The sequence below is a fragment of the Rhizobium sp. rho-13.1 genome (genome assembly GCF_007000305.1).
GTDB lineage: Bacteria > Pseudomonadota > Alphaproteobacteria > Rhizobiales > Rhizobiaceae > Rhizobium > Rhizobium rhododendri.
In genome coordinates this window covers 1-26,635 of the sequence record NZ_SCFL01000009.1, presented here as the reverse complement: position 1 = coordinate 26,635, position 26,635 = coordinate 1, and the positions used below count along the sequence as shown (strand labels likewise).

The following is a 26,635-nucleotide window of genomic DNA, read 5'->3' as shown; positions in this document are numbered from 1 at the left end:
TTTACGTCTATAAGGGGCTCGTCTCGGTGACCAGCAAAGGACCTGTGTGTCTTTGTATAGCGCAACACTAATTTATTGAACTCAGGTCCAGCTTCACGCGCTAACGAGCTAAATGCATGTTGTGATAGGCGAACTACTATTTTGTGGCTTTGTCTCCGTGTCAATGTCAACTTCCAAAAAGCGTCGGCATCCTAGTAAGATTTCTTCAGGTAGCGTTAGCGTATGCTGAACGGGAAGTATTTGGCATTAATAGTATCGTACGTATCGTCCGCTTCGATTACCTCAATCGCAGAATTCAATTTTTTCAGCAGTTCCGTGTCGGAAGGGCGCACCGCAATCCCCGCGCCATCGCCAAAATACTCCGTATTCTTTATATCGGATCCTTTATACTCGCAGCAACTACCTGCTTTTGTGTTTGCCAGCCAATCGTAGATTGCCAGTTTATCCTCAATAATTATATCCACACTTCCATCGACAAGCGCTTTATAAAGGTCTGGCGATGCATGAAACTCAGTAGTAGACACACCCGCGTAAAACCGTCTCGCATAAGCTTCTTGTGAAGTGGCTGCCGTCACGCCTAGCCGGAGCTTCTTTAAGTCCTCCATGCCTGTACCCGCAATATTGCTCCCTTTTCTAACGATGAATACCGATGGGCTGTCATAGTACTTCTGGGTGAATGCAACGCTTTTTCGTCTTTCCGCGCTCATCGACATGGACGAGACAATTGCGTCAAAGCGATCCGCTAGCAAATCAGGGATCATGGTTGTCCATTCTTGCACAACAAACTCACACTTCAACTCCGCAACCTTGCAAAGCGCTTTTCCAATATCGACATCGAAACCTTGGAGTTGATTGTTGGAATCGACATAGTTGAACGGCGGAAACGCCCCCTCAACGGCGATCCTGATGCTTTTGGAATCTGAAGTTTCTCCAGCGAGGCCAACGCCCGCGGCGAATAGACATCCGAGCGACGTCAGACACACAAATCCCAGTAAGATTTTTATAAAATTCATGTCTCACCAATGCTGATGCGCTCGGCAGTGTTGCCAAAGACCTGACATCGCTTTGGTCATACATATCATGCAACTATTAAGGAGCTTTTTCGCCTGTATGCTAATTTCAGCATGACTTGAAAAGCAATTCGTAATCAATACAAGTCAATGTCCAGTCGACTGGGGGAAGTCGCGTGCTTGGCAATTCGATCCAAAATCTATTTACTTATAGAGTGACGCGAACATCATCTGGATCGATATTGATTCTGCTCGCTGTTAGCGCGCTCGGGATCCTTGCGCTAGTATTCTTGGCTGCCGTTTGGGCCGGTTCGGAAAGCGATGCTGCAGCCCTTGATCGTCAGCGGCAACTTGTCACTGGCCGTTTGAGTGATCAGGTGACGCGTGTCTCTCAAGAAATGCAACTGATAGGCGCTGGCTACGCTTCCTTTTTGATTGGCGATACGGTTTTAGCGAAGGGCGATACTGGTCTTCCAAGCGAAGGCCGTAAACCCGCATCTGCAGAAACCTTCGGAAGGATTGCTACGACAGCCTTTGGTTTCAATGCCGCTTTTCTAACTACCGCCAAGGGAGAGCTTGCCCTCACCTCGGACCCAGAAGCAACGCGCCGTTTCAAGTGGGTCAGGCCGCTGCTCCAACCGCTTGTCGTCGATCTGGAAAAACGGTTGGTGCAACATGATCCGCTAACTGCCTCTGGACGCGTTGGTTTGATGCGACTTGAGGGCCGCCCTTCTGTCGTGGGCGTGATCCCTGTAGTAAGTTCGACGACCGCCAGGGATGAAGAAGGAGAACATTTATATCTCTTGGTCGTTCGTTTCCTCGATGGCGTTACGCTCGACACCCTCAGTCGCGAACAAGGCTTGGCCGGCGCCCGGTACGCGCGTAGTGCGGATCAGGATTCCACTGAAGTTGCTTTTGAAATAGATGCGACGGCAACAGGTGAACCTATAGGCTTCATCATTTGGAAGCCCGACTTGCCAGGTTCAAGAGTTCTAGGACGCCTGATCCCTGTACTCTCCATTGCGGGATTGATTATCGCAGGTTCGTTTTTTGCATTGATGGGGCGCTTGCGCGGAAGCCTGAATGAGTTGAGTGCTAGCGAGCACCATGCAAAACATCTCTCGCTTCACGACGTGTTGACCGGACTTCCCAATCGAGCTTTGTTCACCTCTCGCTTTGAGGCGTGTCTTGCCTCGATGAAGGCCGATCGTAGCACCGCTGTTATCGCACTCATCGATTTGGACAGATTCAAACAAGTAAATGATACATACGGACATGCCACCGGTGACGAACTTCTGCTTGCGGTCGTCGCAAGGATTTCCAACCTGATAACTTCGAGTGACACCCTCGCCCGTGTTGGCAGAGACGAGTTTGCGTTGCTAATGCCTAAGCGTGGAGGAGATGCTGATCATCAGATCGTCTTTTGTGAAAAAATCATCAGGGCCTTGAGTGATCCCTTTCAGCTTCGCGGCGGCGACATCGTTGTTCGCGTAGGAGGCTCGATTGGCGTCACGACATTCGATGATGACAGACAGACGCTCGATGAGTTCCTTCGCCGCGCAGACGTTGCGCTTTACCAGGCGAAGACGGCCGGTCGAGGCAGAGCTGTTGCCTATGATCATTCAATGGACAGCATAGTCGAGGCACGGGAGGCTCTCAAAAGGGATCTGCGTCTCGTCCTGGAAGGCAGTTCGTCTGCCTCCGTGGAAAGCGGCCGGCCAGACATCGATAAGGGCAATCTGGAGGTTTATTTTCAGGGAGTGTATCGTTCCGACCAAATTTGCGAGCTTTCAAGCGCCGAGGCGCTCGTCCGGTGGAACCACCCGACGCATGGGCTGCTAACGCCTGATAAATTCATTTCGATTGCTGAGGAAGCCGGTATTATCAATCAGCTCGGCGCATGGGTCTTGAGAGAGGCGGCTGAAGCTGCATCAAACTGGCCAACAGAGATATCTATCGCAGTCAACGTTTCGCCTTCGCAAATGCGGCATCCCGAATTTGATCGTCATGTGCTTGAAATACTCGCGGTGACAGGGTTATCTCCATCCCGGCTGGAACTAGAGTTGACAGAAGCAACACTGTTCAACATCAACGAGAACGCTTTGGCCGCGCTAACACGGCTACGGGCTCACGGTGTTCGTATCGCCCTCGACGATTTCGGCACAGGGTTCTCGTCACTCAGCCACGTCATTCAATTTAACATCGACAGAATTAAAATCGATAGATCTTTTGTCAGGCTACTCGGCACGCGCGCCGAGGGTGCGGCTATCATATCCGCGATCGTCGGCCTGAGCCGTACATTGGGCAAGGAGACTACAGCGGAAGGTGTCGAAACTCAGGGTCAACGTGACTTCTTGATCGCAGTGGGCTGCACCGATTTGCAAGGTTTTTTGTTTTCTAGACCTGAGCCCTTGAGTGACTTTAGATCACGGATAATACATCCCATACATAAGGTTGCTGCTCCCCTCGGCTGATGAGTGCCGATTCTGATGAAGCACGCCCCGTTGTTCCGAGATGCGCCCTACAGGTCGCACGTCATATGGCGCTCCGGATGACTCAGCTGCCTCGGCAAACAAGGAAGGTGTCGACACCGAGGATTGCCTTGAGGAGAAACGCGCTTTCGATCAGGACGGTGGAGGCTGCACGGATCACCGATGCGAGCCGTCACACCATCAAAGATCACCTCAAAACACTCGTGAATCAAGGGCACCTCGTCCTGCACGGTGCCGGCCGCGGCGCCTGGTACGGTCTTTCCTAAAGGATGGGATGTCAGGCCTATCTGAATGTGTGCGCTTGATGGGATCCGAACGGTGCACCCCAGACATTTTCAAAATGATCTGATAATGGCCGCAACCTTCGCGTCTGCGGTTTGGGCGACTTTTCGCTGTTCAGCCCGAGCTAGCTCGATCTTCTCCAGCTTGTCCTCCGTTCCGTTCAGCAGCTTCTCGAACCTTGTCTTGGTGTCGCCGCTGCCAACCGATTGCAGATTGGACCTGGCCCGCTGCTGATCCGCCTCAACCAGCGCGAACTGCTGGTTCAGTTCCTCAAGCGTCTTCCTTGCCGCATCCTGCGCAGCCTTCGCCTTCACGAGGTCATCGAGTTTTTCCCGCATCGCAGGGTCGATGGCTGCGTCCTGCCACTGGGTCAATTCATCCGATCCAGCATCCGCCAAGGCAAAGCTTTCCTGATTGACGATTGACAGCGTGGACGTCACCACTTTGGTTTCTCCTGCCTTCACAACCGTCTTGATGCGGTCCTTTGTGGATGTGTCATCAGTCATGCCGTCCGCTTTGAAGGTCCAGCCCGGCCGCTTGATTTGCTCGATCAGCACAACTCTTGATGCGTCACTGGCACCCACGATCCTGTAGACCGTATCCTCGCGGGTCATCGACGAGGTTTTGATGATGCCATCGGCCACCTTGATCTGGGTGATCGTCGTTTCGGACCGGGGTTGTGAAGTGATGGAGACCTTCTGGTCGAGTGCGAAGCTGACGGCCTGCTTCTGCCCTGTCGGCAGTCCCATGGTCTTAGCGTCACCGACATATCCTTGTTTGCCGTCATAAACGGTCACGATGCCCGGAGGCAGGCTGATGCCGCTGTCGTTGTCGATCATGGCGGCGGCGGTCGGGTGCTCACCCCCCGCTTCAGCCTGGTAAAGTGACACCATCTCCGCCTTCACGCCTTGGTGCAGGATCGGAACGGACAGCGTGTCGCCATTCCTGACGTCGTAAGTGCCCGCGAGCGCGAAGGTCGAGGTGACAGAGCCCTCCTCCGTCAGGACGGGATCAGCCGGTTCTGCCATCGAGGCGTCGCTGCTCTTTTCCATCATTGGCGCCGGAGGCGGTGCCGCTATGGCCATCGCTGGAATACTTTTCCTGGCCAGTGGTTTGGCCGCCATGGCCTGATAGACGGCCACAGAGGTGGTGTCGACGGATACCTCCGTGCGCTGCTTCCAAAACAGGCTATGCAGCCGCTGCCTCAGCGTGACCGGCTTGCCGGATGACAGGGTGATTCCGACGCCATTCCAGTCTTCGCCCGAGGCATTCTCGAAGATGGCCCACGCCTGCAGCCGGACTGTACCATCCTGGCCGGGAACCAACCTGTAGGATGTCTTCCAGATCGGAGCGGGAACGACATAGGAAATATAGACATTGCGGCTCGCCGGTCCGTCCAGCTGGATACTGATAGTCCGAGCATTATCGGCGCTTGCTTTCGAGATGACGGCCATCGCGCTTTTGAGCTTTTCCTGAATGGCCGGATCGATGATCGTGATCTGGGTTCCCGGAATCGGGACCATCGAGATCGCGCCGTCGTCGCGCAGGAATGACAGCTGCCAACTCAGTTGCGTCTGGGCATTGCCTGGGATTTCAGTAACGCCGAGCACAACACCTTGCTGCTCACCGGCCTGGATGCGACTGCCGTGGATCGAATTTAACAGTGCCGGCAGGGACGTCAGGTCGGATGGCTTGAACGGCAGCGTTTTAAAGGTCTCATCGACCGGAGTAGGGCCAGCCAGGGACAAGCTCTTGACGTGGCCTTTGTTGTCGCGAACGATGATGCTCTTGAGGATGTCGTCAACCTGGTCCAGCGGGACGTCGATGTTGATCCAGGCATTCTGACCGACGGTGGCAGAACGAACGATCTCTGCCAAGCCGCCAGAAGATAGGGTGACGGACTTGACCGGGTCGCTGGTCCCGGCAAATGCGGTTGAGGCTGCGAGGGACAGGAAAAACGCTGACAAAGTCGCGATCGAAACAGACATGAATTCTCCCCACAAATTCACCGCAAGCGCCCTTTAGCAATCCACGGGCGCACTTACGATCTGATCAACCTCTGAGTTTAGGATAATTGTAGCAAATTTGGGGTGGATAGCCGAACTCATCGGCAGATGGTTCATATATCGAAGCACCTCATGCAATCTAAACCATCGGCCACTCAATGTAGTAACTTCCTGTACGGCTGAACGAGCTAGGATCGCAAGGCCCGGCTCACCAATGTCCGTGCTCGCATCGCTGACCTGCCTGCTTCTCGCCTCCTTGGGCCGTTGCCATCAGGAATAGAAGCGTCGTGGTCAGGCAGAAGACTCGCGGCATCCTGCATCCACATCCTTTCCATCATAGCTCAGATCAACGTCGCCCACACAGCTGGATCTCCCGAAGGTTCACCGTATAGTGTCCTATCTCAAGGCTCACTCGATTGACGAGGATCCACAAGGCCAACTGAGGAGATGCCAACGGTGACTTCGGGATGCAAAGAGAGCTTATGCGTTTGATCACCCTATAGCTTATATCTTGCGGTGCCGCCCCAAGTTCAAGACTGTTCCGCTGGCGGTTCGCTCACCCATCCTTCCGCAAGAGGAGGCCCCTTCGATGAAGAGTTGCGATAACTGCGAACGAGAAATCTCTGATTACCTTGCAGTCTGCCCGTATTGTCACAGGTTTCAAATGTCCGCTGATCATAGGATTAGCCAAAACAGGAGGGTGCTGCTCGTGGCCATATTGACCATCATGCTGTTAAGCGGTTGGGCGCTTTTTCGGTATTATTCACGCGGTGTAATACCACATTTATAATGAAGTCGGTTTGGAGTATGGCGCATAGCCGCGACATCGTCCCCGACAATACAAATTTGGCAGCGGCCGGAAGGTCGTCGCGCTCAAACGAAGGAACGGCTTTGACGCTATGGCGTCGCCGCGGAGATTTGCCTTGAAAAATTGTGATCCGTGAACTCTACTGTTCAAAAAAAAGGTCTTTAAAGGGTCTGAACCGCCGCCCCGTTTGGATTCGTTTTAGTTACGAGAAATAACAAAAAGTGTGTTGCAGCGAATTTGCAGTTATCAAGACGCCGGTGACCATTGTGAACGAATATACGATGATCGGCGCCTGCGCGCCTCGAACCACGAGATTGCCTTACGAGTAGTAGCAGCCTCGCTGCGCTGATAATTCTCCTCCCAAACGCGTCCGCAGTCTGCTTCTCGTCCAGCGCGTGATGGCTAGCCCGGCTAAGATCATTGCCTCCTAGGCCCTCCTCCGTTACATTCTGCGACCAGCCCATAGGAGCATATGGCCATTTCCGACGACCTTCCAACAGCGACAGGCACGCAGAACCAGATCGCATTCCCGGCAGGCTGGCCGCTTGCCACCGTCAAGGTGACGCTTCCCGCGGAACGGGTGGCCGAGGCCGAAGTCATCGCGGACCGGTCTGCCTTGGATGCGATGGAGGCCAGCACCCTTGTGACGTTCGGCCAGGAGGCGGTCTTGGGGTTCGGCGCCAAGCTCGACGCGATCCTCGATCAGATCACAAAGGCGCAGTCTCCCGTACTCTTCGAACTGTTCCGGACGATCCGCGACGGGGTCAAGGGGGCCGATCTCGAGACCCTGGAGGCAGACATCCGTGAAAAGCTCAAGGGCGGCTTCATCGAGAGGCTCCTCAACGCCATAGGCCTTGGGGATCCCGCAGAGAGGTTGAAGCGGGTGTCGGACGAGGTCCGCGGGATGCTTCAGAGTAAGGCGAAGTCCCTCTCCGACCTGGTAAAGCCCATGGAGGCGAAGGTTGAAGAGGAGAGCGCTAAGCTCGTTGGCGAAGTCTCCCGCATGAGCCAGCTCGCGGATGCCTACAGGGAATCGATCATAGCGCTGGGCGTTTTCGTGACGGCGGGACGCAGGATTGTCGAGACGGCCGAGGCCAACTTGGACCGGCTGACCCGCGAAGCTGCAACAGGCGACCCTCTTCTCGTCCAGACGGCGAGAGATCATGCCCAGAAGCTCGACATCTTCCGCAACCGCCTCCTCGTTCTCGAGACTGCCTACGCCAAGGCACCCGCCGACCTAGACTCGATCGGGATTGCCCGTGGGGCGGCACTGGCAACACTGGCGGAGACGGTCTCTGCGGCGAATGCGGAATTCAACGACATCAAGTCCGTCCTCATCCGGCTCCATGTTCTTTTCCAGATGCAATCGATCCAGCAGATGAACGACATGCGCCGCCAACTCAGGTCTTCGCTTCAGAAATACGGTATGAACGTCCTCGAGGACGTTTCGGTGAACGCCGCCCGCGCGTCCGGCGAGAACCGTCTGGAGGATGCAGAGCTGGTGCTGGGCACGGCGCAGCGTCTTCGCGCGATCGCCGACAAGGTCGTCGCCGAGGGAGACAAGAACAAACAAAGATTTGCCGAGGCGCGCTCGAAGCTCGAGCAGGCGCGCGCGCTCGTCACCGACAGACCGATCTGAAGAAAGCGGAGCATGAATGGCCACGTTCAACCTCTCGAAGGGGCAGTCTTTTCAAATAGAAAAAGCAATGGAGCTGGTTCACTCCGGTCTTGTCTGGGATCCGCCGGAGGGCTCCGCCCCTGCCTTCGACCTTGACGTCCATTGCTTCGCCCTCGTGCATCCGGGCGGTGATCCTTCGCGCGCGCGTCTCTACAACGACGGCTCGCATGCGCTTTGCTACGCTTTCGTGCGCGGCCCGTCGAACGTCGAAGGTTCGCTGAAGAAGAACCCCGACGGCTCCTTCCAGACCGAAGACGGATCGATGTGGCACGAGCGCGACGATCGGACAGGCCGCGGTGGGAGTCCCGCGAAGCATGACGATGATGACGGCGACAAGAAGGAAGGCCACCACGGCGAAGGCTTCCGCGAGGAGTTCAAGATTGTGCTCGGCGATCTCCCGGCCGAGGTCGCCGAACTGGCCGTCTGGTCGACGATCCACGACGCGGAGCGCAAGAGACAGGACTTCGGCAAGGTAAAGAACGCCTATATCGAGGTGTGCGACGCGATGGACGACGAACTCTGCCGCTATCAGCTCACGTCGGAATTCGCAGGGATGACGACCATACAGGTAGCCTCCTTCCTGAAGCAGGGTGACGGGTCGTGGAAGTTCCACGCGGTCGGAGCGGGCTCGAACGCCGGGCTGGGCGAAGTCATCAACGCCTATCTGGCCTAAAGGTGGCTCGCGTGCCCCCGGCCGACGATGATGCTCGCTCAGGCCCGAGGGTGCCGTTCGGTCGGGACTCGGTGCGACCCGCGCCGAAGCCTGCTTCGGGTCCGATGATACCGTTCGGCGCAGCAAGAGTTCCCCGCACCCTCGACGACGGTCCGCGGATCGTCGGGGGCGGCATCGTCAGGCTCAGGATATCATGCTCCATCGATGAACTTCGTACCCTCGATCCGGCGGTATCCGACCCGGTTCTGCGGCAGGCCAAGAGAGTCGTCGATGCGGTTAACTTCGACGATCACGAATTTGACGACGTCGTGCGTTTCGGTGCGCCTCTGCAAGAGGAGCATGGGAGGCTTGCCGAGGACCAGCTTGCATTGGCAGGCGACGCACGCCTCGAGGAGGCGAAGCGTCTCTCCTCCGACCTCCTCGCACAACTTTCCCAACTCAATCCGGCATCCCTATTCGATCGGGATCGAGGCCTGATCGGTGGCATGAAGGCGGCGCTCTCCCGGTCCGCCGAACTCGAACGCTTTCAGCAACGTTCGGCAGCAGTTTTGCAGACCGCCCGCCAGATCAAGGAGCGTGGTCAAGAGTTCGACGAATTCGAACGTCGGGCGAACCTTCTGATGAAAAGATGGATCACGCTCGGTGTCGGACTGGACGCTCACCTCCTTGCTGGCAGGTTTCTGACGCGACACATCTCAGAACATCTGCTGCCCGACCCCGAAGCTGCGGTGCATCGCCTGTCACAGAAGGACGCGCTGGAGACGAGGCTCGCGTCGCTTGCATCGACCGCGTCATCGGTAGCCCTTGGCGGACGCGTCCTGCAAGCGATCATTTCCACGATTGGCGGCGCACGGACATTTGGGCAGGACATGGTCGACAGCGACCTGCCCGTCTGGCAGACCGCATGCGCTGCCGCGCTGATTGCCAGATCGGAGGGCCGGTCCTTTGACACGTCGCCCATTCGAAGCCTTTACGAGAAACTTGTGAACACGCTGACACGGAGGCATGGAACATGACGACATTCAGACTCGAGAAGCCCGAAGAAGAGATTCGGAGGGTCGGCTTCGTGCTTGAAAAGCAGGGAATACACGATCGCATTCCCGCGCAGGTTGGACTGAATATCGACGTTTCCGGTTCGATGAAGGGTCTTTATGAGACAGGTGTGGTCCAGTCTGCGCTCGAGCGCGTCCTCCCGGTAGCGCTTTACTTCGACGAAGACGGCCGCATCGACACATGGGTGTTTTCTAACGATGAAAAGACGGCGTCGCTTACGCCGGTAACGGCTTCGACCTACGACGGGTACGTCGAAAGGGAGATAACCGGAAATCCCGCCCTGCAGCGCATTCTTTGGGGCGGCACCGATTACGAACCCGTCATCCGTTCCAACCTCATGGCATACGGTCTGCTCAAGGAGCGAAACGCCGGAGGGCTGCTAGGAATGATCTTCGGGCAGAAGCGGGACAGCTTCGGCGAGGAGACGCGGTCAGGCATTCCGGCGATCAACTACTTCCTGACGGACGGCGTGAATTCGGACCACGACAAGGCCTGGCGGCTGCTTTCGGAGGCAGAGCATGCTGAATCGCAGATCTACTACGTGATGGTCGGCATCGGGGACGAGGACTTCGTGTTCCTGCGGGAAGCCGCGAAGGAATTTCCAAACGTTGGCTTCGTCAGCGCCAGGGACCTTGGGGAATTCATCGGCGGAGACGACGCCTATGAGAAGCTATTGCCCGCCGAGCTGTGCTCATGGCTCAAGCATGAGCATGAGGGCGAGGACGACCATCACTGATCTCAAAACCGTCGCGGCCCGTCAGATGGCTGACGGGCCGGAGAAAGTGCACCGAACCCGGCACGGCGGCCGGGTCTCGTGATCGATGAGTGCGGATGTCAGTCCTTCCACACAGCAATCACACCGAAAAGGCTGAACTAGATCAACGCGGTGACCAGGACGATGCCGCCGGACCCGGCCTTTCTGTGCATCACACTTCCCGGATCGGACGCAGCAGGCGCAGAGCGTTCAGGGTTACGAGAACGGTCGCTCCCGTGTCGGCAAGGATCGCTGGCCACAGGCCTGTAATGCCGAGAATTGTGGTCACAAGGAAAACCACCTTCAATCCGAGGGCAATGGTGATGTTCTGGAAGATATTGCGCATGGTCCGCTTGGAAAGGTCAATCATAAGGGCAACGTCGCCCACCCTGCCATGCAGCACGGCAGCATCGGCGGTCTCAAGTGCGACGTCCGTTCCGCCGCCCATCGCGATCCCAACGTCGGCTGCCGCCAGCGCAGGAGCATCGTTGATGCCATCGCCGATCTTGCCGACGACGTAGCCTTCCTTCTTCAGTTCGCCGACGATCCGCTGCTTGTCCTCGGGCATCAGCTCAGCGCGGACCTCTATGCCGAGCTGTGCGCCGATGGCCGTGGCCGTCCGCTTGTTATCGCCCGTCAGCATGACCGTCTTGATGCCAGCGTCGGTCAAAGCCTTGAGGCCCGTTACGGCGTCGGCACGCGGTTCGTCGCGCATGGCGATGGCACCTGCGAGAACGTCGCCTATCAAAAGTACGGAGACGGTCTTTCCCTCGTCGTTGAGCAACGTGATCGCCTTCGAATGCGCCATCGGCATCGTGACCCGCTCGGCTGCTGCCTTCGACGAGCCGAAGAAGACCTCGACCCCATTTATCACGGCGGTCACGCCCTTTCCGCCGAGCGCCTTCGCGTCGGTCGCGACTGGAACGTCGATGCCGTCCTCCTTCGCCTTGTCGAGAATGGCGACAGCGAGCGGATGGCTCGACCCGATCTCGAGCGCGGCGGCGTAGCGCAAGACCTCATCGACCTTTCGGCCGAAAGGCACCACGTCGGTTACCTTGGGTTTGCCTTCTGTGAGTGTACCCGTTTTGTCAAAGGCGATCGCAGTGAGTTTGCCGAGTCCTTCGAGAACGGCTCCGCCCTTGAGAAGCAGGCCGCGTCGCGCGCCGGAAGACAGCGATGCGGCAATCGCAGCCGGAGTCGAGATAACCAGCGCACAAGGGCACCCGATGAGGAGGACCGCAAGGCCCTTGTAGACCCACTCGCTCCAGACACCGCCCCCGACGAGCGGAGGAACGACGGCCACCAATGCGGCCACGAGGACGACACCCGGCGTGTAGTAGCGTGAAAAGCGGTCGATGAAGCGTTCGGTCGGAGCCTTTGATTCCTGGGCCTCCTCCACCAGCCGCACGACGCGGGCGATGGTGTTGTCGGCGGCAGCGGCCGTGACCCTCACGCGGAGTGCCGCGTCGCCGTTGACGGTGCCTGCGAAGACGGTGTCATTGACGACCTTGCGGACCGGCACGCTCTCCCCTGTGACAGGGGCTTCGTCTATCGAGCTCTCTCCTGCAACGATGATTCCGTCGGCAGAGATACGGTCGCCGGGGCGAACCAAGATGATGGAACCTACCGCAAGGGTCTCGGCCGGAACTTCGCGGATCTTCCCGCCCTCCTCCAGCAGCGCCGTTTTAGGCACGAGCGCCGTGAGGGATTTGATGCTGTCGCGCGCCTTGCCTGCGGCAACTCCCTCTAGCAGTTCACCGATCAAGAACAGAAAGACGACCGCCGCAGCCTCCTCGGTGGCGTTGATGATCACTGCGCCGATAGCGGCGATCGTCATGAGCATCTCAATCGAGAATGGGGTTCCCGCACGTGCCGCCATGAAGGCCCGGCGGGCGATCGGAACGAGGCCGACCAGCATGGCGACGATGAAGGCGTAGGTCGCGATGGCCGGGAACAGATGACCGATGCCGTAGGCAACGACAAGCGCTGCACCCGCCATGATGGTCAGACGGCCTTTCTTGCTGTTCCACCATGGGCCTTCGGTCGGATTATGGTCGTGGCCATGAAGGCCTTCGATCTCCGCACCCGACGAAGCGGATCCGTGATCATGGCCCGAATGGGGGCCGCTCTGGCTCGCTGACGGCGCCGCCTTGAGGATGGGGACAATCGAATAGCCGAGACCTGAGACCTGCTTCTCGACGGCTTTCATGTCCGCGGACTGGCGATGCTTCACCGTCATCGTCCCCGAGGTGACCGAGACGGACACGTCCTCGATATCGTCTATGCGCCTGACAGCCGTGTCGATCTTTGCCGCGCAGGATGCACAGTCCATGCCGCCAATCCGAAAGCGGGCCTGCAGGGTTCCGGGCGCCGTGTCCTGTGGCGGTGCGTTCTGGTCAGGTCCATAGCCATCGTCGGCATGATTATGACCAGAATGATCGTGGTGATGGTCATGGTCCGAGTGGTCGTGGGAGTCGGCATGTTGATGGTCGTGCGCGCAGTCCGAACCATGGGCATAGACGGGTTCCGCAGCGACTGGTTTGGACTTCGTCGGAATAGGTGTCGCTTTGTAGCCGAGACCGAACAGTTTCTTTGGAATCGCGTCGAGATCGCTGGTGTCGTCGTGTTTGACCGTCATCGTTCCGGCAGTGACCGAGACGGACACGTCGGTGACGCCGGGGATACGCCTCACGGCCGTATCGATCTTGGTGGCGCAAGACGCACAGTCCATGCCCCCGACCCGAAATTTCGTCTGCAGCAAATCGCTCATCTCGGAATCCTCACTATCACCGTGAGAGTTCTACGACCTCTAGCGACTAGAGGTGCAAGGGAAAATCTGGCCAATCGATGCGAAAGACTGATACCCCTTATCCCGAGGGGCATTTCGAATTGAACCCATCAGCATCGCTCACTTCCAACTCCGCATCACTATCGCCAAAAGGTGCCAATCCATCGCCTCCTGGCCTTGGATGAGTGATTGAAAAGAGATTGCAGAAAACTCGAATATGAGGGCTTTACCACCAGCATTCGTCGCATCATATCCTTCTCCAAAAGGAGAATGATTATGGCTGTTTCACGCGCCTATACGCCGACTGAAGCTGCAGCTCTGAGCGAGATCGCAGTGAAGTCGGTGCACAACGCGATCGACAAGCAAATCATTGCGCAGTTTATCGGGGGCGAAGGGCGTACGCTCAATAATGACGATCTGTTGCGGCTGAAGCTTTGGTATGGGGTAGGGTCAATCCTATCTGCCGAGCGCCGCAAACGACTGTTCGACACCATCGAACAGAACCCCGACGCGGATACGGTACGGGCGGACGACTATCTCATCGTGGATGTTGCGCGCGCCCGTAAACAGTTAGCAGCACGGGCTGAATCACTGAGGCAGGCAGAGCAGGTGATACAAATCGTCAAGGGAGTCATGGGTGGAGAGCCAGTTTACAAAGGGACCCGCATTCCAGTGAGAATGATCGCCGCGATGAAAGCTCAGGGGGCTAGTACATCGGAAATTCTTGAAGGCTATCCGTCTCTCAGCCCAGGAATGGTTGAGTCTGCTGAAATCTGGGCTGCCGCCCATCCGGCAAGGGGACGGCCGCGAAAGCTGTCTGAACTCGGATTGAAGGCGACATCCACAAAGCGTTTGCGTGTTGGGACGACTTCCAATTCGTCCGGCTCGGCATCGTGAAATTTATGATCGACGAATGCCTTCACACGTCGCTCGTTGCCGTGGCCCAAAGTGCCGGCCACGACTGCTCCCCTGTCAACTGGCTGGGTTTGAGCGGCGAAACGGACTGGGATAATGCCGCGGATCGTGGCCGAGGATTTCACATTCGTAACGAACAACACTCGCGACTTTCGCAAGCTCTATGCAAAAGAAGAGTTTCATGCGGGCTTGGTGATCATTGTTCCGCAGGTCCTACCGGCCCTACAACAGGAATTGTTCGCGCTCATTCTGGAAGAATTCGTCGTGGGGCAGGACTTCGTCAACGAAGTCATCGAAGTGACCATTGAGGGCGAAGACAGCGCGGTGCTCACCTGCTATTCGCTTCCGAAAGTCTGAGCGCAGCCTCCGCCACAGTCCGCCAATCCTGAAGAGATCGATAGGCATCCCGACCAAGGGGTAAGGGTCCTCGTGACGCAACTGTCTCTCTGATCTGGCTGCCTTATATCAAAAAACCTTACCGAAATGCGTAACGCACGATTATGGGTTTCATACCAGTCCCACTCGAGGTTTACAGTTTCGCCTTTGAATACAAGTTTGCCCGACCATGCTGCTAGAAAAGAATATTTCTCTCCGGCGATCACCATGACGTGTTGGTGCCAGGCGCGCTTGTTGCCGCCAGGACTCGGTGAACGCGATTTATCTTTTAGATAAACGCCGTAGCTCTCAATTTCGGCTTTCTCAAGACCCTGACACCTAGTATCCGGAACCCGAGGGACGCTTATATCGACTATTCCTACTATAGCAACCTATACGACAAACCTCCGTTCAGGAATTGCCGTCGAGCCTCACATTGCGACAGGGTTTGTCGTGCAAAAAATGACCCTGTTGCATGGCGAACTTTGCCCCGCGACCGACCTGAGCGGAAATCATGGGTAGCGAGCGATTTTTACGCTCTCTGCCTCTTCGGCCGCACGACGAAGGCGCTTTGCCGCAGAAAGCTTTCTGTGAAGGTCCTAAAACGCACTTGGAACAGCGGGGTTACTGACGCTCATTGTTTATACAGAAAACTATAGGGCTGATGGGAGGACGCACGACGGTGAGCCAACAGACACCATTAGACACCAACAACCAGTCGATGCCGCAACGGATCCTCGGCTATGCTCGCATTGCGAGGACGAGCAATGTGAGGACACACAATTAGCTCCGGACAAGTACGTGTGGCACCGTGAGGAAAACGTGCGAACCAGCAGTGCCAGTTCCGTACAGCGGCATGGGACGCCTGCGCAGTAAAGCTTCACGCCACAGGTTCTATTAACGATGTACAAAGTAACATCGCGCAGTGGGGGTTTCCCTTTGCGTGAGTGCTGAATATTTCATATCTCTTGGATAAATTTTGCAGATGGTAAACGGGCAATACTACTGTCGTTAGGTGATCCAGGTGAAAGCCACGAGATTGAAAACACTCTTCGCGCAAGAAACCCTTCCGCCGTCTATTAAAAAGTCTTTCGTCGACACACTTTTCATGCAGACAGAGACGCTGGTCACGGGCTGGGTTTCGCAATGCGCGGTCTGTCTGCTCGGCTACTTCAACCTTGGCCGCAGCGAATTCCTATATCTGATCGCTGTCCTAACTCTCATTCTCGCCGTGCGGATGTGGGACTCGTCCAACTTCAATAGGCAGATGGCCCGCAAACGCGGGTATGAGGTCACGGACGCCCAGATCCGTATCTGGAGAGCCCGCTATATCATCGGTTCCTGCTCCACGGCCCTTTGCCTGGCTTTTATCTCCTGTTTTACCGTCTGGATCGATCCCGGTTCCCTTGCCACGCTCGCTGCAATTGGTCTGGCGCTCGGGACATTGAACTCGGTGGTCGGCAAGAACTTCGGCGACAAGTTTAACATCGACGCTCTCGTCTTCATCACCTGCGCGCCCATGATGTTAACTTTGGCACTCAAGGGTGTCTTGGCGAATGATAAAATCATGGTCGTCACGGCCCTTCTGCTCCTTCCCGTCATGCTGATTGCACGCCAGATGGCGCGCCAGGTCCGTGGAATCCTGTACAGCAGTTTGACCAACCTTCATCACGCCAATGCTTTTCGGAAGCTGTTCGAAGCGGCTCTGAACTATATGCCTGGCGGCCTCATCATGATCGACGACAACGACAAGGTCTCCATCATGAACTTCAAGGCCGCAAGAATGTTTGGCATCCCGGACCAGGCGGCGGTTGTGGCCAACAGGACGCGCCTTTTGCGACTGGTCACCCTTGGCATGGTCAGCAATCAACTGACCCGTGGCGAAGCGTCCGAGTTAAGGGCGGCAATTGGCGACCTCATGGGTGGCGACTCGGCCTCAAAGACGGTCAACATCGGTGACAAGCATATCCAGTTGACCGTCAACAAACTACCCACGAGAACCCCGAAAGAGGATGAGGCCATTGGCGGTGCTGTCCTTATTTGCGAGGACGTAACACTGAGGGTCGAGGCCTATGAGAGAGCCAGGCTCAATGCGAACTTCGACCACCTGTCCGGGCTGCCAAACCGCCGTTACCTGATCGAACAGATCAACGAAGCCGTGCAAGGGATGGGCGATGAAGAATTGATCGCCATCGGGCAACTCGATATCAACAAGTTCAAGCTCATCAATGACAATTTTGGCCACGCGACGGGCGACGCCGCCATTCGCAGTGTTGGCCAGGCGATCAACGCGCTCGAGACCGAGCGCATGCTGCGCGGGCGCTGGGGCGGCGACGAATTCATGATCGCGATTTTGGGCCTCAAGGATGAGCGCCATATCAAGGAGGAGCTAGACAAAATCTTCACGCGACTTTGCCGCCGTTATGAAATTGCGGACGATGGCGACAATGATGACGGTGTCGTCATGCAGCGCGTGAGCAAGCTTGATATCAAATGTTCGGGCGGCGTGGTCATCTGTAGAAAGGACTCGTTCGTCCTCGAAGATGCTATGAAAAAGGCCGATGTCGCGCTTCTGACAGCCAAGAAAGAGCCTGATATCGGCTGGTTGCAATTCGATGAGGCGATGGCTGCAGAGTATCACAAGGAACAGAAGCTGAAGGATGACTTCAGGATCGCCCTGCGCGAGGGTTACATCACGCCAGTCTACCAGCCAATGTACACGCCCGACGGCGCCAGGCTGGTCTGCTGTGAGGCGTTGGCGCGCTGGCACCACCCGGAACTCGGTAGCATCGTGCCGGCGCGATTTATTCCCATCGCCGAGCAATACGGGTTTATTCACGAGCTGACAGTGTCCATGATGAACCGTGCCTGCAGGGATTGCGCCGGGTGGCACGACCCGACCATATGCGTGTCGGTCAACCTGAGCGCCGTTGACCTTGCCAACCACAGGATACTCGACGTCATAAAAATTGCGCTTACCAGTGCGAAACTTGACCCGCATCGACTGCAAATAGAGGTGACAGAAAGCGTTTTCGTAAAGGACCGCGGCCAAGCCGCAGGCGTCCTGCGCAATCTGCAAGATATGGGGATCAGGATCGCCATTGATGATTTCGGAACTGGGTATTCCAACCTGGCGCTCATCAACGACATGCCACTTGATAAACTGAAAATAGATCGGTCGTTTGTCGAGAACATTGTCACGGATCAGCGTGCCAGAACGTTTTTCACCTCGATGGTCACCTTTACCAAATCCCTTGGGTTCGGGATCGTGGTTGAAGGGGTGGAGACGCTCGAGCAGCTTAATATTATACAGATGTCCAATGTCGATCTCATTCAGGGCTATTTGTTTGGGCGGCCGATGGTGAACGACGACATCAATGCGCGCATAGATGAACTCCTGGCGATTGACAAAGGGCAGACGGGAAAGAAAGTTGTTCGGATCAAAAAGCCTTGATGCCGCCATCGGTGGTCGTATTTGCTCAGATGCACGCACTCGCCTGCCATGATTGAGCGAAGAGAGGTCCGGTCAAAGGCGGCATAAAAAGCCTTATATTGCGTCCGATTGACCTTTTGTCAGACACGATATCGGGGCATCCACGATGACGCGATTTGCCTGTTAGAACAAAAAAACCGACCTGTGCGGTTAACGGGTGTCGCAGGCAATGTTGGAACGAAAGATCTAACGCGCGATCAAAATTGCGGCTTCAGCCGACGGAATGACCGAAACGGATTCCACACCCTCCGGCGGCGTGCTGAAAAGGCGTTTGCGTTCTGAGCTCAGGGATCTGAAGAAAGGAAGTCGACTCAGGATGGAATCGCTGTTTTCGAGTTTTCCATTGGCGTAGAGATCCACTTCATGGGCGAACCAGTCGACCTTCTGGCTGCCTCTCCATTTTTTCATGCCGTAGTAACGCTTATAAAAGCCTGCATGCTCCGGACGAATAACGGACAGCGTGAAGTCTGCGTCGAAAAAGATGCATGCCATCGCCGTCAGCCGTATCGTCATGAAGGGCAGAAATGGAAGGATACCGGACAGGTATGAATCGGCGCAAAAGCGACTGGAATCGATAAATTTGAAACCTCTGTCAAAATGGGAATCCAGAGCGCCGGGAAAATGCGAATTCGTTGGACAAGTTCGCTCTGTGGGTGTCGCGAAATGAATGCGAAGCGAGCTCGCGAGACGATCCTCGAAATAGAGGCCGAAAATCTGGGCATTCGGCGAACTGTCATAGGCGTCCGCGCTCTGATGGGACGCATCGGACTCGATCAGTTCTTCGCGCCGATAGGCGTTGTATCGCAGGCGGAAAATCTCTTCGAGATCGTTACCGGCGACGACGCGTCGGTATTCAATCCGATTGAGTGCGGCAAGTCCTTGAGCCGCAAAGCTTGTCGTGGCAGCCAGAGGGTGTAAAGATTTATTGCGCACCGTCATCGTCTTTTCCTTTGCCCCCAAAAGATCCTAACGATTTATTAAAATCATAACAATCCTCGTCGCGATCGATCGCCTCCACCGTTCACAATATGGTTAATTTGCAAAGGGCCGCGAGCCCCTCGCCACGCAACTTTAGGTTGGCCGCCGGCGTCGATGGCTTGCATTTCTGCTGGTTTCGCAGTGAACGGGCGGCAACAGCAAAACGAGGGCTGCGAGCCGTGCGGGCTTCCACCAGTTTCACACTCTGGTTGTCGCGCGACGGAATAGACGTGCGCCCTATGTACCGGGAACGTTGATGTGGCCGAGTTGGATACCATTCAATACCAGACCCGCCAACATTGGCAAAGCGAGATGGCAGTCGCGGTCTTCACACCGCCAATCTTTTGACATGCTTTTTCGACGGAACGGAAATTCCGGCAAACTGTGGGAAAGGTACGGCGACCTATTGAAACTGCTTGTATTCGATCCTGAAACGATCCGGGACTGTTACGGGAGAGCTCTGTCTTATGATATCGAACACCGCGCCATAACCGCTGTCGCAGACGATCCTCTCGAGCTCCGCATTGGCAAGCATGGCCATGGTCGCCAAATCGCTTTCCGTAACCAAGGCCTCGTCGCTCAGCTCCAGGAATACCACGCAGTCTCCAAAGCTCTCACACCTGAACGTCGCCACCGCCTCTCGCGAATCCTCGGACAGCTGATAGTCGACGCGATCGACATGGGCAGCGTCCGCATAGGAGATCAGTCGCAATTCAATGTCGACGTTCCTGCCGGCTTTAAAACAGGCGCTCATAACTGTCCTTGTGTATCAAAGATGGTGTCGACAAGATACAGGCGTATCCTGCTAAAAACGACGATGCAAGCTCGAGTATTTTTCTAGCAGCTAATACTAAGCGGACCAATAAGAGCGCCGGCCCTTATTCGCCCTATAGTTAACCAAATATTACTCGATGATACAACTGTTCACAAATCGAACGGCCGTTGCCAATTAGTCTTGACGTCATTCGCAGTCACGAACCCGATCTCCGATGCCGCTGAAGACTGATAACGTCGAAATTGTTTCGCGCCGGGTTGCAAATGTCGTCAACCCTCGTCCCGCGCTCTCCGTCTCATAGCGCCAGGCAGGGTGCCAACGCGTCGGCAAAGCTCTCTTGTTTAACATGGAAGAGCATCGTCCATTTAAGATCTGCCGAGGCCGACAGACGAAACACACACCTAAGACGTGCAGGCATGGCAAATTGTGACTGACGATCACGCTGATTGAGACGTTGAGACGTTGAGGCAGCATCAGATCGCTGCCCTGACTTTGCGGGTTGTCGCAACCGCTGTCCGCAAGAGCGTCCGCATCAGGGATTTTCCCCTATCGATCGCCGTCACCCTTTTAGGTTGTCTATCCTCCGGTGTGAGTCAGAGCCCAGAAATGACCCTATCAACGTGAGGAATAACAAGCGTTTTATCATGCGTATCGGCATCGGGACCCCTAGCCGATTTACAGCCTGACTGCGCTGCGCTAGACACGCTACCTTGAAGCAACCTCATCACTATAGCCCTTCTAGGCGGGTATGATTGCAGTTGCCATGCTGGCCGCATTGAGATGCAGTATGCGACAGTCGTTTTGTATGGCGCAAAACTTCCTCTGGTCCAAGCGGGCCGCCATGGCCCATATAAAAGCGCCTCTTCCCGCCCTCTACCATACGGTTTAATTCTCGGGCCACTGCGTGTGGATCGTCTTCGAAAGGCGGACGTATCGCACGGCCCGTGAACGCCACGCCTCCTATGAGAATTCCAGATGCGAGCAGGTCTCCGACCAGGACGTCCTGCGACCCCAGCTCCACAGAGATCGAACCTGCGGTGTGACCTGCCGTGTGGCGTACCAGTCCGTCGACGCCAAAGTTCAGGAGATTTACCGTCTCGCCGTTGGTCATCAGCATGTCGGGCTCGAAGCCTTCATAGGGCTGATGAGGGGCAGGCGTCCTAAAAAACAGCTTTCCCACCAGACCGGTCGGACAGTAGGTCATGGGACGCCGGCGGGTGTAGAAATCGACATCGTCCGCGTGCGCGAGGATTGGCGCACCTGACAGCGCCCGAAGGCGGGCGGCGCTCCCGGCGTGATCCGTATGGGCATGGGTGACAACTATCAGCTTGATGTCACGAAACGACAATCCGTGCCGGCCGAGAACCTGGCCGATCTTGCCCTCCGATCCGGGTATTCCGGCGTCGACGAGGATGCACCCGGCCTCGCAGCGAATGACGTGCGCATTGACCATCTTCAGGGGCAGAATGGGAATGCGGATAATCTCTGTTTCGAACATGGTGGTATCCTCGTGGTCGCTTGCCTAGCCCCAACAGTCGACGCGGCTGGGTCGAAAATATCTGCATGATCAAAACAGCGAACGGATTGGGACCTTGGCCATGGCAGTAGCAAAGGTTCGGATCAATCCGGCCAGCTCCCGCGGCGCTTCCAGCGGAGAAAGGTGACCTACCCCCGGAAGAATGTGCAATGTCGCTTGCGGGATGCGCGGTAGCAGTTCCCTCTGCAGGACGGACGGAGGGTCAACCTGATCGAGTTCACCGGAAATTACCAGCGTCGGGACCGTCACATCGACAACAGCCTTCGTGATGTCCTCCTGGCTGGCGGCGAGCGGCCACGCCGCCTTGGCGGCCGGAGCGCCGCGCATGCTGTCGGTGATCACGCGGACGAGATCGTCAGGATCAAGCGGGCTGCCTGCAAGGACTTGCTCGACCGTTGCGATGACGCTCTCGCGGCTTGTATACGCACCGACCATCCCCTCTCTCACTTCCAGCGGCAGGCCGAGTGGCGACGGCGGCGATGGGGCGACCAGTATCAATCCGACCAGCCCTGTTGGCTGGCGGGCGGCAAGAAGCTGCGCAACCTTGCCGCCCATGGAATGTCCCACCACGATGTATCGATCGAGGCCCAGCACATCGATCACACCAGAGGCATCGTTCGCAAGGTCTTTCAGGGCGTATCCGTCATCGGGCGCATCCGACTCGCCCCAGCCGCGCTGGTCTATCGCGACCGTGCGATAGCCGGGTGGCAGAGCGTCGATGACGTGCCGCCACGTCCGCGACGAACCGCCCCAGTAGTGCAGAAAGACGAGAGCCGGTGCACCTACACCGCGGTCCTCGACATGGAGTCGTATGCCGTTCGAATGGATGTCCATTGCAATAGTCCTTCTATCTGAGGTCGAGCGCCGTCGCGGAAGCCTTCGGTTAAGCGGCAGCCTTGAGGATGAAGTTGGCCACGACGTCCGGATGCGAAAGCATCGGCACATGGCTGGCATCGACATGGGCAACAGTGGCGTTCATACGGGCCGCCATTCGCTCCTGTTCCACGGGCAGGATGGCCATGTCCTGGTCGCCGATCAGGTAGTAGGTCGGCCGGGTGCGCCATGCGGCCTGGGTCAGCGTCCCGCCAAGCGCTGCACCGTTGACCGGTCCCTGGGTGGCATATAGAAGCGCCTGCTCTGCGGCATCGAGGTCCTGTGCGAAGAGCGTCGAAATGCCCACTTGCGTCAGTTTCAGGAAGCCTTCCGCGTCCGGACGGATTTCACCGTTCAGCGGCGCTGCTTCGAACTGTGCGAAGAGCGAACCGGCGGATTCCCCGCCGTCGGGCGCGAATGCGTCGACGTAGACAAGGCTCGCCACCTTCGGATCGTTCCCGGCTTCGCCAATGACTGCGCCGGCATAACTATGGCCGACCAGTATGACCTCGCCGTCGGCCAGTGCAATCGCACGGCGGACTGCTGCGACGTCTTGTTCGAAGCTTGTCAGCGGAAGCTGCACGGCCGTAACCGTGCGATTAGTAGCTGCCAGCAGCGGGATGACCTTGTTCCAGCAAGAACCGTCTGCCCATGCGCCGTGAACCAGAATGACGTTGGAAACCATTGTATTTCTCCGTGATGATTTGGGTATGAATTTTGAGGTTGAGGATGGGTGCGATCAGGCATTCCAGCCTGAGCACCGGATGACGGAGCAGAAATTGCCGCGGCAGAAGTGCGGCTCCTTGCCGGCAATGACGTCCGCCTTGACGTTGCCGAAAGTCGTATCGGGTTTATGTTTGATGCCGTCGTAGAAGGCCTGAATGATATCTTCCTTGAAGGCGGGTTTGCGCGGAAACGCGGCGACTACGGCTTCGCGGATGTCGTCGGCATACTGGTCGTAGGTCAGACCGAGGACGTCCATCTCGACACCCGCCGTAGTCAGCGCAATGACGGGGTGCATGAACTCGGGCACGCCCGGTGTCGTGTGCAGGGCGATGCCAGTCCAGACCTTCTCGATATCGGAAGGATCGACGTTGTGGGCCGTCAGAAAATCGCGGGCAGCGTTTGCACCGTCAACTTCGAACCGTAGGTGAGGGCTACTGTGCGATGGCATCAGACCCACGTCGTGGAACATCGTCGCGGCATAGAGTAGTTCGCGATTGACTGTGAGACCGCGCTTTTGGCCGGCGATCGCGCCGAAGAAGTAGACGCGGCTTGAATGGTTGAACAACAGTTCGGTCTCGGTGTCCCTGACGAACTCGGTGACGGCGCGGCAAAGCGCGCTGTCGAGAATCGAGACCCCGTCGATCTCCGGCTTCGAGAAAAGTGCTTCTGATATCGTCGACGTTTTGCCTTGTGCCATGTCTTCTCTCCGTACCTGCAGACACGCCTCCGCCATCCCAAAATCGGGGTGGTTGCGAGCCTTGCGATCGTTTGTTCGTTGAACGCCTTGTCAGGGCTGAGGCGGCGTTGTGTTCCGCCCCTCCTTGATCGCAGATGGGCGTTCTGACCGCAACGACGGCGGACATTGAGAAACTGCCAACTGTGTGTGATAACCTGCCTCAGCGTAAAATTTGCGATCGGATGGTAGGCCATGGCAATAAGGGAGGTGGCAGTGGTCATTCATGACGGGGTTCAGGCGTTGGACGTCGCGGGACCGCTCGATGTGTTCGCCGCAGCCAATGGGTTTCTTCCGGCTGAAGACCACTATCGATGCCTGCTGGTGGCTGGGAGCAAGACACCTGTCCAAAGTTCGAACGGCATGTGGATGATGCCCGATCTCGACTACGAAGAAGCCAGTCGCGAATTCAATACGGTGCTGGTTGCTGGCGGACCCGGTCTTCCCGGTAGAGCGCCAGACGACGCTATGTCGGCCTGGCTCCAAAACTGGGGAACACAGGCCGAGCGCTACGGCTCCATATGCAACGGCACATTCGCGCTCGGGCACGCCGGTCTTATTGACGGCCGGACGGTGACCACCCACTGGATATGTTCAGCCCAGCTTGCAGCCATGTTCCCGACTGCTCGTGTGGAGCATGACCGGATACACGCCCGTGACGATCGCCTCGTGACGTCGGCAGGTGTCACGGCAGGGATAGACCTTAGTCTCGCTCTCGTCGGCGAAGATCACGGATCTGCGGTATCGCTGGCATGTGCCAAAGGCCTCGTCGTCGTGGCTCAACGCCAAGGCGGCCAGTCCCAGTTCAGTCCGCTGCTGCGAGCGCCAGGCGAGACGGTCACGCCACTGGCCAAGGTCCAGGCTTATGTCATGGAGCATTTCGGCGAGGCTTTCCCGGTCGAGCGGCTTGCTGAGATCGCAGGTGTCAGCTCGCGCAGCATCGCGCGAATGTTCGTACGGGAGATGGATATAACGCCCCACGACTTCGTGGAGGGCATTCGAATAGATCAGGCGCGGAGCCTGCTCGAGGCAACCGACTATCCGCTCAAGGTCGTGGCGTTCGACTGCGGTTTCGGCAGTCCAGATCAGATGCGTAGTGCTTTCCAGCGCAAGCTCGGTGTGACGCCCCTACGATATAGGGAGAGTTTTAGGATTGCGTCATAAGAAAATTGACTTGAACTTTCCTCCAGGGTTCGCGTCGCTAGAGTGCGATGAAGGGCGACTAACGCGACAAACCTTGCGACACCCCGACAGCGCTCGCTATTCGGTCCTAACTGCCGCTAGAGCGATCGCCACCTGAAGACCCTGACACCTAGTATGAGGAGCCCGAAGCACGCTTATATCGACTATTTCTACTATAGCAACTTATACGACAAACCTCCGTTCAGGAATTGCCGTCGAGCCTCACATTGCGACAGGGTTTGTCGTGCAAAAAATGACCCTGTTGCATGGCGAACTTTGCCCCGCCATCAACCTGAGCAGAAATCATTTGTTTCCCGTCACGGTCTCGCCCTGACAAAGCGTTGCTCCCAGACCTCGCTTCCCCATTGGTTGCCGGCCCGCTCCTCTATGAGCGAGAACCCATAAGCTTCATAAAGATGCCTGGCCGCATCGAGCCCTCCAAAGGTCCAAAGATGAGTTTCGACGAATGCCTGAGCGTCTACGAAGTCCAGTGCTGCAGACAACAACTTTCGCCCGGCGCCGGTACCACGTATGCCATCATCGATGATGAACCAGCGCAGATGGGCGATGCCCGCCCCCAGATCTTCTCCGTCGATTGCGACCGATCCGACGATCTCCCCGTCTCGCAAAACTGTCCAGATCGCATTTTGCGGATTGTCCAGTCTGCCACAGAACTCAGCGAGACCACTCGCCACGACGCTCTCGAACCGCTGTCCGAAGCCCGATGTCCTGGTATAGTAGAGGGCGTGCATTTGCGTGATGCGGGCAATGAGACCTGGCTGGTATCCAGCGGCGATCCCAATGACTGGAGCGGGCACGGTCTTCCCGAGTGCCCCGGCGTAAAGTCGCAGCCCGTCCAGCACGATGCGGGCCTGTTGGGGGCGAAGATGGGCAAGAGCATCCGACACTTGCGCCCGCGCAAACGCATGGATGGCCGCAACGCGCTCCCTGCCCAAGGGCGTCAGTGACAGAAGCTTCACTCGCCCATCATCTCTTCCAGGATTCTCGCCCACCATGCGCGACACGATCAGCTTGCGCAGCAGGCGGCTCACGCTCGACTTTTCCAGCTTGAGAGCTTTGCCGAGTTCGACTGCGGTGGCGTTTCCTTTCTCAATCTCGATCAAGGCGTGCACCGCAGACGGAGGGAGTTCAGTACCGGCGAAAGACGCCCCCGTAAAACCCAATTCACGCACCAGATCGCGTGATGCCGCACGAACAGGATCAACAAGAGCAGAATGCTGAAGGGATACCATAGTCACACTCAAAAGGTTGCGTCATACAACTATCGTAACGTCCTAGGGTCGATTGTCAATGATCGCGTGCCCTGCAGTTGTGCACCTATTGTGCGTCTGCTCACACGGACGTCGCTGTCCATCTCGGCCGAACCAAGACCTCGGGGGCCGACCAGATGAAATCGTCTATCGAACTTGTCGGCCGGTCGAGAGCTCGGTGCGGGTTTCACAAAGTCCCGGACAAAGATTTCAGTAAGTCGCGGACACCGAAT

At 56.8% G+C, this 26,635-nt stretch carries 19 protein-coding genes; 9 read left to right on the top strand and 10 right to left on the bottom strand.

Features of this window, described 5'->3' with window-relative positions; all coding sequences use genetic code 11:
* Positions 1–215: 215 nt before the first annotated feature.
* Positions 216–1,013: a transporter substrate-binding domain-containing protein gene (locus tag EQW76_RS19375; RefSeq protein WP_142831727.1), complete on the bottom strand. Its 798-nt coding sequence runs from the start codon at positions 1,011–1,013 to the stop codon at positions 216–218.
* 173 nt (positions 1,014–1,186) lie between these two features.
* Here EQW76_RS19375 and EQW76_RS19370 point away from each other — a divergent pair, with 173 nt between their 5' ends.
* Positions 1,187–3,484, top strand: a complete 2,298-nt coding sequence (locus EQW76_RS19370) for an EAL domain-containing protein (protein ID WP_143123074.1) — start codon at positions 1,187–1,189, stop codon at positions 3,482–3,484.
* A 353-nt stretch (positions 3,485–3,837) separates the two neighbouring features.
* On the opposite strand, the gene EQW76_RS19360 is transcribed toward EQW76_RS19370, so the two are convergent.
* Positions 3,838–5,772, bottom strand: a complete 1,935-nt coding sequence (locus tag EQW76_RS19360; RefSeq protein WP_143123073.1) for a DUF4139 domain-containing protein — start codon at positions 5,770–5,772, stop codon at positions 3,838–3,840.
* Between the two features lie 1,298 nt (positions 5,773–7,070).
* Here EQW76_RS19360 and EQW76_RS19355 point away from each other — a divergent pair.
* The 4 genes from EQW76_RS19355 to EQW76_RS19340 are packed head-to-tail and all read left to right on the top strand — an operon-like array spanning position 7,071 to position 10,738.
* Positions 7,071–8,237: a Toxic anion resistance protein (TelA) gene (locus tag EQW76_RS19355; protein ID WP_142831730.1), complete on the top strand. Its 1,167-nt coding sequence runs from the start codon at positions 7,071–7,073 to the stop codon at positions 8,235–8,237.
* Between the two features lie 16 nt (positions 8,238–8,253).
* Positions 8,254–8,949, top strand: a complete 696-nt coding sequence (locus EQW76_RS19350; protein WP_142831731.1) for a TerD family protein — start codon at positions 8,254–8,256, stop codon at positions 8,947–8,949.
* 11 nt (positions 8,950–8,960) lie between these two features.
* Positions 8,961–9,965, top strand: coding sequence for a hypothetical protein (locus EQW76_RS19345; protein ID WP_142831732.1), 1,005 nt, complete (start codon positions 8,961–8,963; stop codon positions 9,963–9,965).
* Positions 9,962–10,738, top strand: a complete 777-nt coding sequence (locus EQW76_RS19340; RefSeq protein ID WP_142831733.1) for a VWA domain-containing protein — start codon at positions 9,962–9,964, stop codon at positions 10,736–10,738. Before EQW76_RS19345 ends, EQW76_RS19340 begins: the two co-directional genes overlap by 4 nt.
* Positions 10,739–10,928: 190 nt before the next feature.
* On the opposite strand, the gene EQW76_RS19335 is transcribed toward EQW76_RS19340, so the two are convergent.
* Positions 10,929–13,526: a heavy metal translocating P-type ATPase gene (locus EQW76_RS19335; protein WP_162854788.1), complete on the bottom strand. Its 2,598-nt coding sequence runs from the start codon at positions 13,524–13,526 to the stop codon at positions 10,929–10,931.
* A gap of 291 nt (positions 13,527–13,817) precedes the next feature.
* On the opposite strand from EQW76_RS19335, the gene EQW76_RS19330 reads away from it, so the two are divergent.
* The 3 genes from EQW76_RS19330 to EQW76_RS19320 all read left to right on the top strand — a co-directional run bounded on the left by EQW76_RS19330 (position 13,818) and on the right by EQW76_RS19320 (position 18,288).
* Complete coding sequence (locus EQW76_RS19330) at positions 13,818–14,441, top strand: DUF433 domain-containing protein (RefSeq protein WP_142831747.1); 624 nt, start codon at positions 13,818–13,820, stop codon at positions 14,439–14,441.
* Positions 14,442–14,555: 114 nt separating this feature from the next.
* Positions 14,556–14,816, top strand: a complete 261-nt coding sequence (locus EQW76_RS19325; RefSeq protein WP_142831734.1) for a hypothetical protein — start codon at positions 14,556–14,558, stop codon at positions 14,814–14,816.
* 1,042 nt (positions 14,817–15,858) lie between these two features.
* The gene (locus EQW76_RS19320; RefSeq protein ID WP_142831735.1) at positions 15,859–18,288 is read left to right on the top strand and encodes a GGDEF domain-containing phosphodiesterase; all 2,430 of its coding nucleotides are present in this window, start codon (positions 15,859–15,861) and stop codon (positions 18,286–18,288) included.
* 225 nt (positions 18,289–18,513) lie between these two features.
* Here EQW76_RS19320 and EQW76_RS19315 read toward each other — a convergent pair whose 3' ends face one another.
* From EQW76_RS19315 to EQW76_RS19290, 6 genes are all read right to left on the bottom strand, one after another.
* On the bottom strand, positions 18,514–19,266 hold the full coding sequence (locus tag EQW76_RS19315) for a hypothetical protein (protein WP_142831736.1): 753 nt from the start codon (positions 19,264–19,266) through the stop codon (positions 18,514–18,516).
* Between the two features lie 442 nt (positions 19,267–19,708).
* The gene (locus tag EQW76_RS19310; RefSeq protein WP_142831737.1) at positions 19,709–20,059 is read right to left on the bottom strand and encodes a hypothetical protein; all 351 of its coding nucleotides are present in this window, start codon (positions 20,057–20,059) and stop codon (positions 19,709–19,711) included.
* A gap of 748 nt (positions 20,060–20,807) precedes the next feature.
* Positions 20,808–21,578 carry an MBL fold metallo-hydrolase gene (locus EQW76_RS19305; RefSeq protein ID WP_142831738.1) on the bottom strand — a complete coding sequence of 257 codons (771 nt, stop codon included), beginning with the start codon at positions 21,576–21,578 and terminating at the stop codon, positions 20,808–20,810.
* Positions 21,579–21,647: 69 nt separating this feature from the next.
* Positions 21,648–22,451, bottom strand: coding sequence for an alpha/beta hydrolase (locus EQW76_RS19300; protein WP_143123072.1), 804 nt, complete (start codon positions 22,449–22,451; stop codon positions 21,648–21,650).
* A gap of 49 nt (positions 22,452–22,500) precedes the next feature.
* A complete protein-coding gene (locus EQW76_RS19295) occupies positions 22,501–23,175 on the bottom strand; it encodes an alpha/beta hydrolase (RefSeq protein WP_142831740.1) in 675 nt (224 codons plus the stop codon).
* A gap of 54 nt (positions 23,176–23,229) precedes the next feature.
* Positions 23,230–23,913: an HD domain-containing protein gene (locus EQW76_RS19290; protein WP_143123071.1), complete on the bottom strand. Its 684-nt coding sequence runs from the start codon at positions 23,911–23,913 to the stop codon at positions 23,230–23,232.
* A 231-nt stretch (positions 23,914–24,144) separates the two neighbouring features.
* On the opposite strand from EQW76_RS19290, the gene EQW76_RS19285 reads away from it, so the two are divergent.
* Positions 24,145–25,113: a GlxA family transcriptional regulator gene (locus EQW76_RS19285; RefSeq protein WP_143123070.1), complete on the top strand. Its 969-nt coding sequence runs from the start codon at positions 24,145–24,147 to the stop codon at positions 25,111–25,113.
* Between the two features lie 335 nt (positions 25,114–25,448).
* Here EQW76_RS19285 and EQW76_RS19280 read toward each other — a convergent pair whose 3' ends face one another.
* Positions 25,449–26,384, bottom strand: coding sequence for a helix-turn-helix domain-containing GNAT family N-acetyltransferase (locus tag EQW76_RS19280; RefSeq protein WP_142831743.1), 936 nt, complete (start codon positions 26,382–26,384; stop codon positions 25,449–25,451).
* Between the last annotated feature and the right edge of the window lie 251 nt (positions 26,385–26,635).

What these genes read in the sequence shown, in the direction of transcription:
- EQW76_RS19375 (WP_142831727.1), bottom strand. Translation starts at nt 1,013, where the DNA reads ATGAATTTTATAAAAATCTTACTGGGATTTGTGTGTCTGACGTCGCTC.
- EQW76_RS19310 (WP_142831737.1), bottom strand. Translation starts at nt 20,059, where the DNA reads ATGAGCGCCTGTTTTAAAGCCGGCAGGAACGTCGACATTGAATTGCGA.
- EQW76_RS19350 (WP_142831731.1), top strand. Translation starts at nt 8,254, where the DNA reads ATGGCCACGTTCAACCTCTCGAAGGGGCAGTCTTTTCAAATAGAAAAA.
- EQW76_RS19290 (WP_143123071.1), bottom strand. Translation starts at nt 23,913, where the DNA reads ATGGCACAAGGCAAAACGTCGACGATATCAGAAGCACTTTTCTCGAAG.
- EQW76_RS19315 (WP_142831736.1), bottom strand. Translation starts at nt 19,266, where the DNA reads ATGACGGTGCGCAATAAATCTTTACACCCTCTGGCTGCCACGACAAGC.
- EQW76_RS19295 (WP_142831740.1), bottom strand. Translation starts at nt 23,175, where the DNA reads ATGGTTTCCAACGTCATTCTGGTTCACGGCGCATGGGCAGACGGTTCT.
- EQW76_RS19305 (WP_142831738.1), bottom strand. Translation starts at nt 21,578, where the DNA reads ATGTTCGAAACAGAGATTATCCGCATTCCCATTCTGCCCCTGAAGATG.
- EQW76_RS19360 (WP_143123073.1), bottom strand. Translation starts at nt 5,772, where the DNA reads ATGTCTGTTTCGATCGCGACTTTGTCAGCGTTTTTCCTGTCCCTCGCA.
- EQW76_RS19355 (WP_142831730.1), top strand. Translation starts at nt 7,071, where the DNA reads ATGGCCATTTCCGACGACCTTCCAACAGCGACAGGCACGCAGAACCAG.
- EQW76_RS19340 (WP_142831733.1), top strand. Translation starts at nt 9,962, where the DNA reads ATGACGACATTCAGACTCGAGAAGCCCGAAGAAGAGATTCGGAGGGTC.
- EQW76_RS19285 (WP_143123070.1), top strand. Translation starts at nt 24,145, where the DNA reads ATGGCAATAAGGGAGGTGGCAGTGGTCATTCATGACGGGGTTCAGGCG.
- EQW76_RS19280 (WP_142831743.1), bottom strand. Translation starts at nt 26,384, where the DNA reads ATGGTATCCCTTCAGCATTCTGCTCTTGTTGATCCTGTTCGTGCGGCA.
- EQW76_RS19325 (WP_142831734.1), top strand. Translation starts at nt 14,556, where the DNA reads ATGCCGCGGATCGTGGCCGAGGATTTCACATTCGTAACGAACAACACT.
- EQW76_RS19300 (WP_143123072.1), bottom strand. Translation starts at nt 22,451, where the DNA reads ATGGACATCCATTCGAACGGCATACGACTCCATGTCGAGGACCGCGGT.
- EQW76_RS19335 (WP_162854788.1), bottom strand. Translation starts at nt 13,526, where the DNA reads ATGAGCGATTTGCTGCAGACGAAATTTCGGGTCGGGGGCATGGACTGT.